The 16,242-nt window shown below is 34.0% G+C and carries 9 protein-coding genes; 4 read left to right on the forward strand and 5 right to left on the reverse strand.

Going from position 1 to position 16,242, the window contains the following annotated elements:
- Nucleotides 1–126 precede the first annotated feature (126 nt).
- From V6251_RS05170 to V6251_RS05180, 3 genes are all read left to right on the forward strand, one after another.
- The gene (locus V6251_RS05170) at nt 127–1,470 is read left to right on the forward strand and encodes a deoxyguanosinetriphosphate triphosphohydrolase (RefSeq protein ID WP_341587307.1); all 1,344 of its coding nucleotides are present in this window, start codon (nt 127–129) and stop codon (nt 1,468–1,470) included.
- Between the two features lie 91 nt (nt 1,471–1,561).
- Complete coding sequence (locus V6251_RS05175) at nt 1,562–5,590, forward strand: thrombospondin type 3 repeat-containing protein (protein WP_341587308.1); 4,029 nt, start codon at nt 1,562–1,564, stop codon at nt 5,588–5,590.
- A gap of 6 nt (nt 5,591–5,596) precedes the next feature.
- Complete coding sequence (locus V6251_RS05180; RefSeq protein ID WP_341587309.1) at nt 5,597–6,307, forward strand: hypothetical protein; 711 nt, start codon at nt 5,597–5,599, stop codon at nt 6,305–6,307.
- Nucleotides 6,308–6,348: 41 nt separating this feature from the next.
- Here the strand turns inward: V6251_RS05180 and dxs are convergent, their stop codons facing one another.
- Nucleotides 6,349–8,118, reverse strand: coding sequence for a 1-deoxy-D-xylulose-5-phosphate synthase (gene dxs, locus V6251_RS05185; RefSeq protein ID WP_341587310.1), 1,770 nt, complete (start codon nt 8,116–8,118; stop codon nt 6,349–6,351).
- A 60-nt stretch (nt 8,119–8,178) separates the two neighbouring features.
- Between dxs and V6251_RS05190 the strand changes: the two genes are divergently transcribed.
- Complete coding sequence (locus V6251_RS05190; RefSeq protein ID WP_145005903.1) at nt 8,179–8,628, forward strand: nucleoside deaminase; 450 nt, start codon at nt 8,179–8,181, stop codon at nt 8,626–8,628.
- Nucleotides 8,629–8,766: 138 nt separating this feature from the next.
- On the opposite strand, the gene V6251_RS05195 is transcribed toward V6251_RS05190, so the two are convergent.
- The 4 genes from V6251_RS05195 to V6251_RS05210 form a co-directional block, all read right to left on the reverse strand.
- Nucleotides 8,767–9,006, reverse strand: a complete 240-nt coding sequence (locus V6251_RS05195) for a hypothetical protein (RefSeq protein WP_028284207.1) — start codon at nt 9,004–9,006, stop codon at nt 8,767–8,769.
- Between the two features lie 44 nt (nt 9,007–9,050).
- A complete protein-coding gene (locus V6251_RS05200) occupies nt 9,051–10,832 on the reverse strand; it encodes a chloride channel protein (RefSeq protein WP_341587311.1) in 1,782 nt (593 codons plus the stop codon).
- A 46-nt stretch (nt 10,833–10,878) separates the two neighbouring features.
- Complete coding sequence (gene aspS, locus V6251_RS05205; protein ID WP_341587312.1) at nt 10,879–12,633, reverse strand: aspartate--tRNA ligase; 1,755 nt, start codon at nt 12,631–12,633, stop codon at nt 10,879–10,881.
- A gap of 94 nt (nt 12,634–12,727) precedes the next feature.
- A complete protein-coding gene (locus V6251_RS05210) occupies nt 12,728–16,240 on the reverse strand; it encodes an efflux RND transporter permease subunit (protein WP_341587313.1) in 3,513 nt (1,170 codons plus the stop codon).
- Nucleotides 16,241–16,242 lie beyond the last annotated feature (2 nt).

The following is a 16,242-nucleotide window of genomic DNA, read 5'->3' on the forward strand; positions in this document are numbered from 1 at the left end:
ACCAAAAAGTTAGCTAAAGGTTAACAGGGTCGTTTTGGTATCACTTTCTGTAAACATTAAGTTAACATTAGAAATGTACTTTACTTTATTTTTCAAATAGTTATCTTGCAATACTAAATTTTGAATATGAATTGGGAGCAATTACTATCGTTAAAGCGCTTTGGCGACACTAATAAAAGATTAAGAAAAGAACAAGATGAGACCAGATTAGGTTTTGAAGTAGATTATGACCGTGTCATTTTTTCGTCAGAGTTTAGAAGTCTTCAGGATAAAACGCAAGTAATACCATTGTCTAAAACAGACTTTGTGCATACACGATTAACCCATAGTTTAGAGGTTAGTGTTGTGGGACGTTCATTAGGTAGAAAAGTTGGACAAAAAATTTTAGAAAAGCATCCACATCTTCAAAATATACATGGCTATTTGCCCAACGACTTTGGTGCAATTGTAGCGTCCGCAGCATTAGCACATGATATTGGTAATCCACCTTTTGGGCATTCTGGTGAAAAAGCAATTGGCGAATTTTTTATTTCTGGTGAAGGACAGCATTACAAGCATGATTTAACCGATAGTCAATATCAAGATTTGTGTGATTTTGAAGGTAATGCAAACGGTTTTAAAATTGTTACTCAAAGTCGTGCAGGAAGAGAAGGTGGTTTAAGATTAAGCTATGCTACGCTAGGCGCTTTTACTAAATACCCAAAAGCCTCATTACCTAAAAAACCAACACAACATATTGCAGATAAAAAGTATGGTTTTTTTCAAACCGAAAAAGAATCATTTAAAGACGTTGCAGAAGAGTTAGGTTTAATCCCAAGAGGTGATGTGGCCAACTTAAGCTACTCTCGTCATCCTTTAGCTTTTTTAGTTGAAGCTGCAGATGATATATGTTATACAATAATAGACTTTGAAGACGGAATTAATCTAGGGTTAATTGAAGAGGAGTATGCATTAGAATATCTTATTAATTTAGTTCGAAATTCCATTAACACTAATAAATACCATAAGCTAACTAATACTAAGGATAGGGTAAGTTATTTACGTGCATTAGCTATTAATACATTAATTAACGAAGCAGTAACCATATTTATGGAAAACGAAGAAGCTATACTTAACGGTCAGTTTAGTATTAGCTTATTGGATAAAAGTAAGTATGAAGCACAAATCAATGATATTATAAAATTAAGCATTGATAAAGTGTATCAATCTAAAGATGTAGTAGATAAAGAAATTGCTGGTTATCAAATATTAAATTCATTATTAAATACTTACAGTAAAGCTGTCAATAATACTTTTTTAGGAAAAGCTACTAATTATGATAAGTTAATAATGAAAGGTTTACCGTCAACATTAGACTTTAATACAGACAGTTTGTATGTAAGATTGCTAAATGTGTGTCATTATGTGTCTTTAATGTCTGATAGTCAGGCAATTATTGAATACAGAAAAATAAAAGGGTTTAGTTTATAATTCGTATTTCTTCTAATTAAATGAATTTTTAACAATAAAACTCTTAAAAAAATATTAAAAACCGGTATTTTTATGCTCTTAAAAAAATAAAATGAAGAAGAAAATTATTATCCTAACGTCATGCGTTTTAGTATGTCTTGCTTTTTTTACCCTAACTAAAGTAAAAAACTCTGAAATTTCTGAGATGGCTAACGCTAAAGAAATTCACAAAAAACATTTAGAAAACAGTCCTTTTAAAGACGTTTTAAAATTAACTAAACCAGAAAGAAAAGCTGCTGGATTAACTCCTAACAAATACTACGAACAAGAATGGGAGTTAACAATGGATCCTATTTTAGGAAGACCAACAACAGAAAATCTTAAACAAATTAGAGAGGCTCAACAAGCTAAAAGACAAGCCTTTTTAGCCTCAGGTAGAGTTCCAGGAGATGCTATTGATAACAGTTGGACAGAAAGAGGTCCTAATAATGTTGGAGGAAGAACAAGAGCTATTATGTTTGATCCTAATGATACAACTAACCAAACCCTTTTTGCAGGTGGAGTTAGTGGAGGTTTATGGAAAAACACTAATATTTCTGACGCTAATTCTAGCTGGACTAGAATTGATATTCCAGAAAATTTAGCAGTTAGCTGTATCACTTATGATCCAAATAATACTAACATTTTTTATGTTGGAACAGGAGAATCTTACGTTGGAGGAGATGTAAATGGAGATGGCGTTTGGAAGTCTGAAGATGCAGGTACAACTTGGGCTAAAGTTTTAGGAGGTATCTCTGGACCAACAACAGCACAAACTATTATAAATAATATTACGGTTAATGCGCCAAGCAGTATTGCTGGAGATTATATCTCTAATCCTACAAGCATTTTTGGAGGAAGTATTGATACTGTAATTACAGCCGAGTTTATTTTAGCGGATGGATCTGTACCATTTACAGGTACTAACGGTCAAACATCCAATAATCCTAATGAAGGTTGTGGGCCATCAACTATAGATATGACTGGAAAAATCGCTTTGATAAGAAGAGGGGTTTGTACATTTATTGAAAAAGTTAAATCAGCACAAGATGCTGGAGCAATTGGAGCTATAATAATGAACAATGTGGATGACGCATTAATTAATATGTCAGGAGATGATGACTCAATTGTAATTCCTGCAGTTATGATATCTCAAGCAGATGGGGATCTTATTGAAGCAGCTATTAATGCAGGTACTGTAACTGGCTCTTTAAATCCGCAAATTGGTGTTTTAAATGGTAATTTAGTGCCAGGAATACAATTTATAAACGATATTAAAGTAAGAGATAATAATGGTGTTTCAGAAGTGTATGTAGCAGCAGGAGATAGTTTTTATGGAGCAGCAAGTACAGCAACATTTTTAACAGGTCCAGAGTTTGGATTATATAAATCAATTGATAACGGTACAAATTGGAATGAAGTAAATTTACCTACAACAACTTTAGGTAATAAGTTTTGTCCAAACGACATCGAAATTGGTGCAGATAACAAAATTTGGTTATCAACCACTAATAGTACAGTTTTTGGTGATGGTGGAGGAAACATCCTTAACTCTACTGATGGTGTAACGTTTACAGTTAAACGTACTGTTCCAGATGCTACTAGAACGCAAATAGCGGTTTCGTCATCTAATGCAGATGTGGTTTACGTATTAGCGCAAGGTAGTAATGCTGCAGCTCCAGTTTTAATGGAAAAAACAGTTGACGCTTTTACAAATAACTTAACAGTGAGTTTGCCTAACGATGCAGATACAGGTATTCCAGCTAATGACTTTACAAGAGGTCAGGCATTTTACGATTTAATGTTAGAGGTAGACCCTAATAATGACCAAACTATATTTGCAGGAGGTATTGATTTATTTAAGTCAAATAATGCAGGTGCTAACTGGAGTCAAATCTCTAAATGGTCAAATAATAATAACCTTGCAAGTTTAAATATTTCTTTAGTTCATGCAGATCAGCATGCAATGACCTTTGCAAATGGGTCATCAACAGTAGTTGCTTTTGGTAACGATGGAGGTGTATATTATTCTGCAAATGCAGGATCAAATACAACGTCAAGAAATAAAGATTTTAACACCTCGCAATTCTATACGGTAGGTGTAGCTCCAACAACAGCTTTTACAGGGGATTATTTTGCAGGAGGATTACAAGATAATGGAACACAATTATTTGAAAATGCTAATCCAAATCAAACAGATGCTACGATTGAAGCTTATGGTGGAGATGGTGCTTTTACATTTTTTGACCAAGACGGAACAGATCAATATTTTGTAAGAAACTACGTGTATAACTCAGGGATTAACGTTTATAATTTTGCAACAAGTTCTAATGTTACAATTAACAATGAAACTGCTTCAAATGGAGCGTTTATAAACCCTCAAGCATTAGATTCTAATTTAGATATTTTATATTCTAATTATTCGTCAGGAGGAAATAGTATTATTAGAAGATATTCTGGGATTAAATCTCAGTCTACACTTCAAGCAGCAAGTTTAACAGACCCATTATTAACAAGCACACCAACTGCTTTTACGGTATCTCCTCATACCACGACCTCGTCTAAAGTTTTAGTAGGTACAGTATTAGGAGATGTATTTTTAATAGAAAATGCAAATCTAGCTTCACCAACTTTTACACAATTAGATCCTTCAAATGTGATTTTTGGAAGTGTTTCTGATATAGAATTTGGAGCTACTGAAAACGAAATTTTCTTAACAGTTCATAATTATGGTGTTCAGAGTATTTGGTATTCTAACGATGGTGGTTTAGTATGGCAAGCTAAAGAAGGGGATTTACCTGATATGCCAGTTAAAGCCATTTTACAAAACCCTTTAAGTCCAAACGAAGTTATTATTGGAACAGAATTAGGTGTTTGGTTTACAAATAACTTCTCTGATGCTAATCCAAACTGGAGTCAAGCTTTTAACGGAATGTCAAATGTTAAAGTAACAGACCTAGATTTAAGAGATGACAATATGGTTTTTGCATCTACTTATGGTAGAGGAATCTTTTCTGGAGAGTTTAAAATTGATGCAAATGGTGACGAAGATGGTGATGGTGTTCTAAACGGAGTCGATAATTGTGTTAATACAGCTAATGCAGATCAAGCAGATGCAGACGGAAACGGTATTGGAGATGCATGTCAAGATACAGATGGTGACGGAATATTAGATATAAATGATAACTGTCCATTAATTGCAAATCCAGGTCAAGAGGATGCAGATGGAAATGGTGTTGGAGATACATGTCAAGATACAGATGGTGATACTATTTTTGATGATGTCGATAACTGTATAGCAGTGTCAAATACAGATCAGCAAGATACTAACGGAAACGGAATTGGTGATGTTTGTGATACTAGTTATACTAATGCAGATAATATTGCTTTACAAATTATTTCAGAAACTTGTGATGGTCAAGATAATGGAAAAGTAGTAGTTACGGTTAATGAAACTTACGTGGATTATGTTGCAACTTTAGTAGGTAATGGATTAAACTTATCTCAGTCGTTTACTAATGATACCTATACTTTTGAAGATTTACCTGTTGGCTCTTATACAGTTTGTGTCTCTGTAGATGATATTGCAATAGATTACGAGCAATGTTTTGAAATTAATATAGATGAAGCTGGTGTAATAGAATTACAGATTGCTAATAACAATACTCTTAATTCAGATACTACCAATGTAGAGGTTAGTAGAGGTACTGCTCCATTTACAGTATTATATAACCAAGAAGTTATCATGATTACTTCTGAAACTAATTTTGATTTAGATCTTGTTGGTAATGGAGAGTTAGAGATAAAAACTGCAAAAGCATGTGAAGGTACTTTTAGAAAAACAATTCAAAATGCGATAAGCTTAAAAGCTAGTCCTAATCCAGTAATTGATAATCTTAAAATAACAATTCCAAGTTCAGATTCTAAATCTACAATCGGAATTCAAATTTATGATGTTACAGGTAAGTTAGTACTTAATAATAACTACCAAAAAACTAGTGCAAATTATATTCAAGTTCCTTTTGCTAATCTAAATTCAGGAATCTATTTTATTAGAGTAGATTTAGATACTCCAGAGGTTTTAAAAATTATAAAAAAATAAAGAAAGATGAATAAGATATTTAAATTAATACCTGTATTAGCAATAACAGCATTTTTTAGTGCGTCTTGCAGTAGCAGTAGTGATGATGGAGGAGGTGCAGCTCCAGCTGTACCAAATACTGCTCCAACAGCAGTTTCAAATTTAGTGTACCCAAGTTCAGATTTGTTATGTATAGATAGTAACATTACATTTGAATGGGCTGCAGCAACAGATGTAGATAATGATGTTTTAGAATACACAATCAGAATTGCAACAGATAGAGATCAAACTAACATCATAGCACAACAAACAACCACTAATACTTCAATAACAATCCAATTAGGAGCAGGAACAGCGTATTATTGGAACGTTATGGCTTCAGATGGCGAGGATAATGCAGCAGCATCACCTACCTTAGCGTTTTATACTGAAGGAAACGGAGTAGCTAATTATGCTCCATTTACAGCAGCATTAAATGCACCAGCTTTAGATGCTTTTGTAGCTGCAGGAACAACAACTTTAGATTGGACAGGTTCAGATGTAGATGCAGGAGATACATTAACCTACGATTTATATTTTGGGACTTCTACAAATCCTGCTGTTAGTCAATTAGATTTAGCAACATCAACTTTTGATGTAACTACTGTTGCGGCTACAACATATTATTGGAGAGTGGATACTAAAGATAATAACGGAGTAAAAAGTATTGGTCAAGAGTGGTCGTTTACCACAAACTAATACACTATTTACCTTATAATTTTAAATGGCAGACTAATTTTTTAGTCTGCCATTTTTTTTAGCAGTCCACTTAGACTTTTAGAGTCAAGCTGAATAGATTGCTGTAATTCTAAAACGGTTCCGTGTTCAATAAACTGATCTGGAATTCCTTTTAGAATTACCGTATTTTTATAATTATGTTTTACTGAAAATTCAGCTATTGCGCTACCAAAACCACCTACAACTGAAGCGTCTTCAATAGTAACAATAGTCGTATGTGTTTTAAATATTTTATGAAGCATCTCCACATCCAATGGTTTTATAAAGCGCATGTCGTAATGAGAAAATGCTGAGGTATCTTCAATTAAATCGAATGCTTCAGTAACATTTTTAGCCATATTCCCAATTGAAAGTATTGCGGTTGTTGTCCCTTGTTTTATGCACTCACCTTTTCCAATTTCAATTTTAGAAAATGGTTGCTGCCAATCTAAATTTTGACCACGTCCTCTTGGGTATCTAATAGCAATGGGCTGTTTTAAACCCAACTGCGCAGTGTACATAATGTTACGTAACTCGACTTCATTTCTTGGCGCAAAAATTATCAAGTTAGGGATGCAACGTAAATAAGATAAGTCGTAAACACCATGATGTGTTGCTCCATCTTCACCAACTAATCCTGCACGATCTAAACAGAAAATGACAGGTAGGCCTTGTAAAGCAACGTCATGTATCACTTGATCATAGGCACGTTGTAAAAAGGTTGAGTAGATATTACAAAACGGAACCATACCTTGTGTAGCCAATCCAGCAGCAAATGTAACTGCGTGTTGTTCGGCAATTCCAACATCAAAAGCACGCTCCGGAATTTGCTCCATCATATATTTTAAAGAGCTTCCAGTTGGCATTGCAGGTGTAATCCCAATTATTTTTTCGTTTTGTTGTGCTAATTCAACAATAGTATGCCCAAAAACATCTTGGTATTTAGGTGCTTGTTTGGTGTTTGATTTTGGGTTTAGCTCGCCAGTATCTTTATTAAACTTTCCTGGTGCATGATAGGTAACTTGGTTTTCTTCGGCTTGACGTAAACCTTTTCCTTTAGTGGTGATTACATGTAAAAACTTTGGACCTTTTACGTTTTTTAAACGCTTTAATTCTGAAATTAATAGTTGTAAATTATGGCCATCTATTGGTCCGGAATAGTCAAAATTTAAAGCTTCAAAAATATTGTCTTGCTTTTCTGTGCCTTTTTTAACGTTAGTTAAATATTGCTTTAACGCACCAACACTTGGATCAATTCCAATAGCATTGTCGTTTAAAATAACTAATAGATTGGCATCTGTAACACCTGCGTGATTTAAGCCTTCAAAAGCCATTCCGCTTGCTATAGAAGCATCACCAATTACTGCAATATGTTGTGTGTCTAAATCACCTTTTAATCTAGAGGCAATTGCCATACCCAAAGCTGCAGATATAGAAGTAGAGGAGTGTCCAACACCAAACGTATCAAAGTTGCTTTCTGACCTGTTTGGAAAACCGCTTAAGCCACCAAGTTGTCTGTTGGTTTCAAAAGTATCGCGTCTACCAGTTAAAATTTTATGTCCATAGGCTTGGTGTCCAACATCCCAAACTAATTGGTCTTTTGGTGTGTTAAATACATAATGAAGCGCTATGGTTAACTCAATCACACCAAGACTTGCCCCAAGATGTCCTTCTTTTGTGGCTACAATATTGATAATAAAATCACGAAGTTCTTTAGCAATAATAGGTAAGTCGTCTTGTTTTAAAAGACGAAGCTGTGTTGGGTTTTGTATTTTATTAAGGAATTTAGTCATTGCTTTACAAATGTAGTACTTGAAATTGTATTTTTGATTTTTAATAGTCAACTTTCTGATATGATAAACCCATACGACGATACTTATTTTATGAAAAAAGCACTTCAGGAAGCTGAAGAAGCTTTTGATAAAGGCGAAATACCTGTTGGAGCTGTAATTGTTATTAAAGACCGCATAATTGCTAGAGCACATAATTTAACCGAGCTTTTAAATGACGTTACTGCGCATGCCGAAATGCAAGCCATTACTGCTGCTGCCAATTTTTTAGGCGGAAAATATTTAAAAGATTGTACGTTGTATGTCACTTTAGAGCCTTGCCAAATGTGTGCTGGTGCTTTGTATTGGAGTCAGATTTCTAAAATTGTTTATGGTGCAAGAGATGAGGATCGTGGTTGTATTGCATTAAATACAAAGCTACATCCTAAAACTAAAATGGAAGGTGGTGTGTTAGCTGAGGAAGCATCAGCTTTACTAAAACGCTTTTTTGTCGAAAAACGAAATTTAAATTAATAGATTGTTGTTTGCGGTTTAGTGCATTAGGGATAGAAACGACATCCTTTTTGTTTTACTAAAAAAACAAAAAGATACAGTGGATAGCGCGACCCTTTGTAGCTTTTCAGCGGAAAAGGGTAATGCCCAAATAAATTATTAAAATCGTCTTTTATCGCCTTCTTTTTTACGCATGTCTTCTATTTTTTCTTTAGTTAACATGTATTCTTTGGCGTCTCTGTCTTTCCATCTGTGGTACGTAAATAACGGAATGACTATGAAAAACAAACCTAAAACACCAAAGCCTATTAGTTTTTGTCCATAGTCAACTTCTAGCCAATAGCCACAAATTATGCTTGCTACAGATGCGATAAATGATAATGCGATTAGGTATTTCATGTTTTAATAGGACGTTATTTTTTGTAAAGATATAAAATGCGTTACTAAGTCGTAGTGTAGTTAATTAATTGACGTCTGTAAGCGGTTAATAATTTAGATTTTGAAACAAATCCAATGTATATACCATCTTTAATTACAGGTAAGTTCCAAGCGTTTGAATCTTGAAATTTTGTCATAACTGTTTTCATAGAGTCATTTTTATAATCAATAATATCTGGTGGATTATGCATTAAATCTTCTACTAAAGTCGAATCGTAAAGTGCTTGATTAAACATGATTTCTCTGACATCATCCAACAGAATTATACCAACTAAAGCTTTGTTTTTATTAACCACAGGAAATAGATTTCTGGTGGATTTTGCAACACCTTTATGTAACATATCGCCAAGCGTCATGTTTGGGTTTAGTTTTACAAAATTGGTTTCTATTACACTATCTAAAGACATTAGGGTTAAAACACTTTGGTCCTTGTTGTGGGTTAATAATTCGCCTTTTAAGGCTAGCTCTTTGGTATAGATGGTAAAATCTATCGCGTTTTTTTTAATAATGAATGACATACTTACAGCTATCATTAATGGGATAAATAATTCATATCCACCAGTAATTTCGGCAATTAAGAAAATGGCTGTTAATGGTGCGTGCAGTACTCCTGCAATTAATCCAGCCATACCAATTAAGGTGAAATTGGTCTCGGACACATTAAATCCTAAACCTAAATTGTTGATTATTTTGGCAACCACATTACCTAATGCGCTACCCATTACCATGGTTGGAATAAAGATTCCTCCAGCTCCTCCAGCTGCAAATGTGGTAGTCATTGCTATGGCTTTAAATACAGTAATCCCAATTAGTAATCCAATGACTACCCAAATATTATCCTTTAAATGGTCAAAAGGAGTTGTGCCTAATGCAGCTAAATGGTTTCCTGCTAATAGGTTATTTATAAATCCAAACCCTTCTCCATACAATGGTGGGATAAAATATAACATGACACCAATTGCTAATCCACCAATTATTAATTTTATTAATCTAGATTTAAAACGCTCGAAGAATTTTAAAATATAGAAATACATTTTAGTGAAATAAATAGAAGCAAATCCAGTTCCGATACCTAAAGCTACGTAAAAGAGAGTGTCTTTAATTTCGAATTTATCAGCAAAATTAAAGTTGAATAATAAGTCGTCACCCAAAAAAAAGTATGACGTTAATACGGAAGAGACTGATGCTATTAATAAAGGTAATAACGAGGCGAAGGTTAGGTCCAAACTAAATACTTCAACCGCAAAAATTATAGCTGCAATTGGCGATTTAAATATAGATGAAATGGCACCTGCTGCTGCACAGCCAATTAATAAAGTACGTGTTTGTTGATTAACATGAAACAGTTTGCCTAAGTTAGAACTGATTGCAGATCCTGAAGCAATAGCTGGTCCGAGTAATCCGACAGATCCCCCGAAACCAACAGTTAGAGGTGCGGTTATTAAAGGAATGTAAATTTTGGAACGCTCTATTAGTCCACTACGTTTTGATAATTTAAATAAAATAGAAGGTATAGCATGTTCTACCTTTTTTTTAGTCACATATTTTGTAAATAAATACACTAAAAACAATCCAAAAACTGGTAGTATAAAATAGACTTGATTTTTAGAAAACACGACTAGGTTATCTAAAGCACTTTCAATAGTAAACGTAATGTTTCTTAATGTTACCGCAGCCAATCCTGCCAATAGTCCAACTAGTCCACTTAAAATATAAGTAAAGTTTTTTTCGGAGATGTTTTTAATTCTCCAAATAAAAAAACGTTTATGTAGTGGCTGCTTTGGCATTAATTAAATGTAATAAAAAATCCTGCAATTTGCAGGATTTTTATTTTTATGACTGTAAATCTAATTTAAGATTTAATTCCTTTAATTGTGCATCATCAATTGGAGCAGGCGCGTCTATCATGACGTCTCTACCAGAATTGTTTTTAGGGAATGCAATAAAGTCTCTAATAGTTTCTTGACCTCCTAAAATAGATACTAATCTATCAAGACCAAAAGCTAATCCACCATGTGGAGGTGCGCCATATTCAAAAGCGTCCATTAAGAATCCAAATTGAGCTTTAGCTTCAGCTTCGCTAAATCCTAAATGTTTAAGCATGATAGCTTGCGTCGCTTTGTCGTGTATACGTATTGATCCACCACCAATTTCGTTTCCGTTAAGGACTAAATCGTACGCATTAGCTTTAACATCTCCTGGGTTAGTGTCTAATAATTCTATTTGACCAGGTTTTGGTGATGTAAACGGGTGGTGCATGGCGTGGTAATGACCGGTTTCTTCATCAAGCTCTAATAATGGGAAATCAATTACCCATAATGGTGCAAATACTTTAGGGTCACGTAAGCCTAAACGTGTTGCTAATTCCATACGTAACGCACTTAATTGTGCACGCACTTTATTAGTGTCTCCAGAAAGCACACAAACTAAATCGCCTGCTTTTGCGCCTGTTTTTTCTGCCCATTTAGCTAAATCGTCTTGGTCAAAAAACTTGTCTACAGAAGATTTAAATGTTCCGTCGTCATTACAACGTGAGTAAACCATACCTAAAGCACCAACTTGTGGACGTTTTACCCAATCAATTAATTTATCAATTTCTTTTCGTGTGTACTCGTTTCCGCCAGGAACAGCAATACCAACAACTAGTTCTGCCGAGTTGAATACGCCAAACTCTTTGTGTTGTGCAACGTCATTAAGCTCTCCAAACTCCATTCCAAATCTAATGTCTGGTTTGTCATTTCCGTATAAACGCATCGCATCGTCATATAACATACGTGGGAATTTGTCCACCTCGACACCATTTACTTCTTTAAGTAAGTGACGTGTTAAGTTTTCAAATACATTTAAAATATCTTCTTGCTCTACAAACGCCATTTCGCAGTCAATTTGCGTAAATTCTGGTTGTCTGTCGGCACGTAAATCTTCATCTCTAAAACATTTAACAATCTGGAAGTATTTATCCATTCCACCAACCATAAGCAATTGCTTAAAGGTTTGTGGTGATTGTGGTAATGCGTAAAATTCACCTTCGTTCATTCTAGAAGGTACTACAAAATCTCTAGCACCTTCTGGAGTAGATTTGATTAAGTATGGTGTTTCAACTTCAATAAAACCATTTCCTGACAAAAAGTTTCTAACCTCTTGCGTTACTTTAGCTCTAAAAATCAAGTTGTTTTTTACCGGATTACGTCTAATATCAAGGTAACGGTATTTCATTCTGATATCTTCACCACCATCCGTTTTATCTTCGATAGTAAAAGGAGGAAGTAAAGATTCATTTAGAATGTTTAATTCCGAAACTAAAATTTCGATATCACCAGTTGGGATATTAGGGTTTTTAGAAGCACGCTCAATAACAGTTCCTTTAACTTGTATAACAAATTCGCGACCAAGCTTTTGTGCTTGTTCCATTATTGCTTTTGGTGTGCGTTCCTCATCAAAAATAAGTTGCGTTATTCCGTAGCGATCACGTAGATCTACCCACATCATAAACCCTTTATCTCTTGATTTTTGTACCCAACCTGAAAGGGTAACTTCTGTATTTATATGTGATGCAGTTAACTCACCACAGTTATGACTTCTGTACATAATAGTTTATTAGAAATGCAAAAGTAAAAAATCCGAAGTAAAGACTTCGGATTTTTTGTTTAAATCATTTAAATGTATGTGCTAAACTGAAAATTTACTCTTCAATTGCAGTTTCTAATGTAATATTGTCTTCATTTTTGTCTGAAGAAAATTTATCTCTTATCCACATTTTTAATTTAATTGATAAGAAAAATAATATTGGAACAACTATTAATGTTAGGAAGGTTGCGATTAATAAACCGTAAATAACCGTCCATGCTAGTGGTCCCCAAAATACTACGTTATCTCCTCCCATGTAAATGTTAGGATTAAGATCTGCGAATAGTGTAAAGAAGTTAATGTTTAGTCCAATGGCTAACGGTATTAATCCAAAAATGGTAGTGATTGCTGTTAGTAATACTGGTCTTAAACGTGCTTTTCCTGCATTTACAATACTTTCAAATAGGTCTTCATTTGTAAGGTACTCATCTTTATCTAAATCTAATTTTGCTTTCTTTCTGTCAATAAGAAGTTGGGCATAATCTAATAATACCACACCATTATTTACAACAATTCCAGCAAGCGATATAATACCAACCATGGTCATCATAATAACGAAAGAACTTCCTGAAATTACAATACCACCAAATACACCAATAAAACTAAGGAAAATAGCAATCATAATTATTGTTGGTTTTGAAACCGAATTAAATTGAAATATTAAGATAAAAAAGATTAATCCAAGTCCAGTAAAAAAGGCGCCAACTAAAAATAGCATTTGCTTATTTTGCTCTTCAATTTGACCTGTGTAATCTATTTTGATACCTTTAGGTAAGTTTTCAAAACTTTTCATTTCGTTTTGAATTTGACTTACAATAGCAGCAGCATCTGTAAAACCTGGTGATAAAGCAGAGTAAACAGTTACAACACGTCTAGTGTCTTTGTGTTTAATAGCACTAAAACCTGAGTTGTTTTCGTATTTAATAACCGCAGAAACTGGTACACTTTTTATTTGGCCTGTATTATCTCTAAACGTAATGTTTTGATTAAATAAAGCACTTTTGTTATATCTGTTTTCTTTATTAAAACGAACATAGATATCGTAATCGTCACCATCTTCTTTATAAACACCTGCTTTAGATCCAAAAACTGAGCTACGTAATTGCTGTCCAACTTGCGCTGCACTAATACCTAGTTCTCCTGCTTTTTCTCTGTCAATGGTAACACGCATTGTAGGTTTGGCTTTGTTTACATCAATCTTTAGCTCGTCAATACCTTGAATGTTTTTGGTGTTAATAAACTCACGCATTGTTTCTGCTGTAGCAATAAGTTCATCATAATCTTCACCTTCAATTTCAATATTTATAGGCGCTCCAGCAGGAGGACCATTAGCATCTTTTTCTACCGAAATCAATACTCCTGGAAAAATACCTACTAATGCTGTTTGTACTTTTTGTCGTAAAACCTCACTGTCTTCGCCACGTCTAAATTTGTACTCACGCATAGAAGCTGTAATTTTAGCTTTGTGTGGCATTTCTGCAGCAGATCCACCATCGGTTTGCGGATTTCCTGCACCTTCACCAACTTGAGATACAGTGCTTTCTACTAAATAATTGTAGCCATCATCCATGTAATGGTCATCATTTAATACAGTAAATACACGTTGTTCTATCTCTTTGGTAATCGCATTTGTTTTTTCGATAGCAGTACCTTCAGGATATTCTATATAAACAATAATCTGATTTGGTTTGTTATCTGGAAAAAATTCTACTTTAGTTCGTTTAGCACCTAGAGACATACCAAATGCCACAAATGAGGCAATAAGTAGTAAAAAGGTACCAATACTTAATAGGTATGGTTTTCTTCCTGATAATGCCGCACGTAATTTACGCTCGTACCAGTTTTCTAAATTAACTAAAGCTTTGTTTTGGAAACTGTTTGCCCATTTTCTGATAAAGAATCGGTAAGCCCAAAGCATAACAGCTGTAAAAATCATTACAGTACCTAAACCTCTGTATGCTCCTCCAAAAATTAATATTAATATCCCAATGATAGCAATTATAGAGGATGTTCTTATGATTTGCTTTAAAGGCATGTCCTTATCTTCAATAGTCATGTACTTTGATACTAAAACCGAATTAAAAAATATGGCAACAAATAAAGAGGATCCTAAAACTACGGATAATGTTATAGGTAAAATTTTCATGAATTCTCCCATAATTCCTGGCCATAATCCTAAAGGAATAAAGGCTGCAACAGTTGTAGCTGTTGATATGATAATAGGAAAAGCAATTTCGCCAATACCTTTTTTAGCAGCCTCAATTCTGCTCATCCCTTCGTCCTCCATTAAACGGTAGACGTTTTCAACAACAACAATTCCGTTATCTACTAGCATACCAAGTCCCATAATAAGACCAAAAAGTACCATGGTATTTAAACTTTGACCTAATAATTGTAATATCATTAGCGACATAAACATGGACATTGGTATTGCAAAACCAACAAATAATGCATTTTTAAATCCTAAAAAGAACATTAAAACCGTAACAACTAGTATAACACCAAAGATGATGTTGTTTACTAAATCATCGACTTGACCAATGGTTTTTGAAGATTGATCGTTTACTACAGTAACAGTTAAATCTGGAGGAAATACATTGTCTATTGCATCTGCAACAATAACCTGAATTTGCTCTGCAGCAGCAACCATGTTTTTACCAGCACGTTTTTTAACGTCTAGCATGACTACAGGATGACCATACTCTCTAGCAAATGTTGTTTTATCTTCTTCTTTAAAAGATACTGTTGCTAAATCTTTAAGGTATATTGAGTTTCCGTTTTCTGCTTTTACAACAAAGTTTTCAAGCTCAGCAGGTGTTTCAATTTCACCTAAAACTCTAATAGTACGACGTTGTCCACTTGCTTTTAAGTTACCAGCAGACATCGTTAAGTTACCATTGTTAATAGCACCAATAATATCGTTAAAAGTAACTTGTGCTGCCATCATTTTATAAATGTCTACAGCGACTTCAACTTCTTTTTCTTGAGCACCACGAATGTCCGCTTTTTTAATTTCTTGCAGGTTTTCTATTTCATCTTGAAGATACTCAGCATATTCTTTTAGTTTTTGAATAGGGTAATCTCCAGAGATGTTAATGTTTAAGATTGGCATTTCTTCTGAAAGGCTTAATTCAAACACATCAGGTTCTACTTTTGCACCATTAAAGGTAGGCCAATCTTCGCCAGAAGTTTCTGTGTCAATTTCATCTTTTACTTTTTGTTTGGCTTGATCTACGGTTAAACCATCATCAAACTCGACTATTAATATCGAGTAGTCTTCTTGCGATGTTGAGGTGATTTCGACAACATTACTAACCGTTTTTAATTTATCTTCTAAAGGATCTGAAATTAATTTTTCAATATCCTCTGCAGTGTTTCCTGGGTAAATAGAACTAACGTATATTTTAGTTTCGTTTACTTCCGGAAAGTTTTCTCTTGGCATGTCAAAAAACGCAGAAATCCCTAAGTAAAAAATTACTGCAATTAGGACATACATCGTGGTTTTGTTATTTATTGCCCATGATGATAAACCAAATTCTTTATCGACTTGTTTTTTCTTTTTAGTCATTA

The sequence above is a fragment of the Olleya sp. Ti.3.14 genome (assembly GCF_038154885.1).
Taxonomy (GTDB): domain Bacteria; phylum Bacteroidota; class Bacteroidia; order Flavobacteriales; family Flavobacteriaceae; genus Olleya.

What these genes read in the sequence shown, in the direction of transcription:
- V6251_RS05170 (WP_341587307.1), top strand. Translation starts at nt 127, where the DNA reads ATGAATTGGGAGCAATTACTATCGTTAAAGCGCTTTGGCGACACTAAT.
- V6251_RS05175 (WP_341587308.1), top strand. Translation starts at nt 1,562, where the DNA reads ATGAAGAAGAAAATTATTATCCTAACGTCATGCGTTTTAGTATGTCTT.
- V6251_RS05180 (WP_341587309.1), top strand. Translation starts at nt 5,597, where the DNA reads ATGAATAAGATATTTAAATTAATACCTGTATTAGCAATAACAGCATTT.
- dxs (WP_341587310.1), bottom strand. Translation starts at nt 8,118, where the DNA reads ATGACTAAATTCCTTAATAAAATACAAAACCCAACACAGCTTCGTCTT.
- V6251_RS05190 (WP_145005903.1), top strand. Translation starts at nt 8,179, where the DNA reads ATGATAAACCCATACGACGATACTTATTTTATGAAAAAAGCACTTCAG.
- V6251_RS05195 (WP_028284207.1), bottom strand. Translation starts at nt 9,006, where the DNA reads ATGAAATACCTAATCGCATTATCATTTATCGCATCTGTAGCAAGCATA.
- V6251_RS05200 (WP_341587311.1), bottom strand. Translation starts at nt 10,832, where the DNA reads ATGCCAAAGCAGCCACTACATAAACGTTTTTTTATTTGGAGAATTAAA.
- aspS (WP_341587312.1), bottom strand. Translation starts at nt 12,633, where the DNA reads ATGTACAGAAGTCATAACTGTGGTGAGTTAACTGCATCACATATAAAT.
- V6251_RS05210 (WP_341587313.1), bottom strand. Translation starts at nt 16,240, where the DNA reads ATGACTAAAAAGAAAAAACAAGTCGATAAAGAATTTGGTTTATCATCA.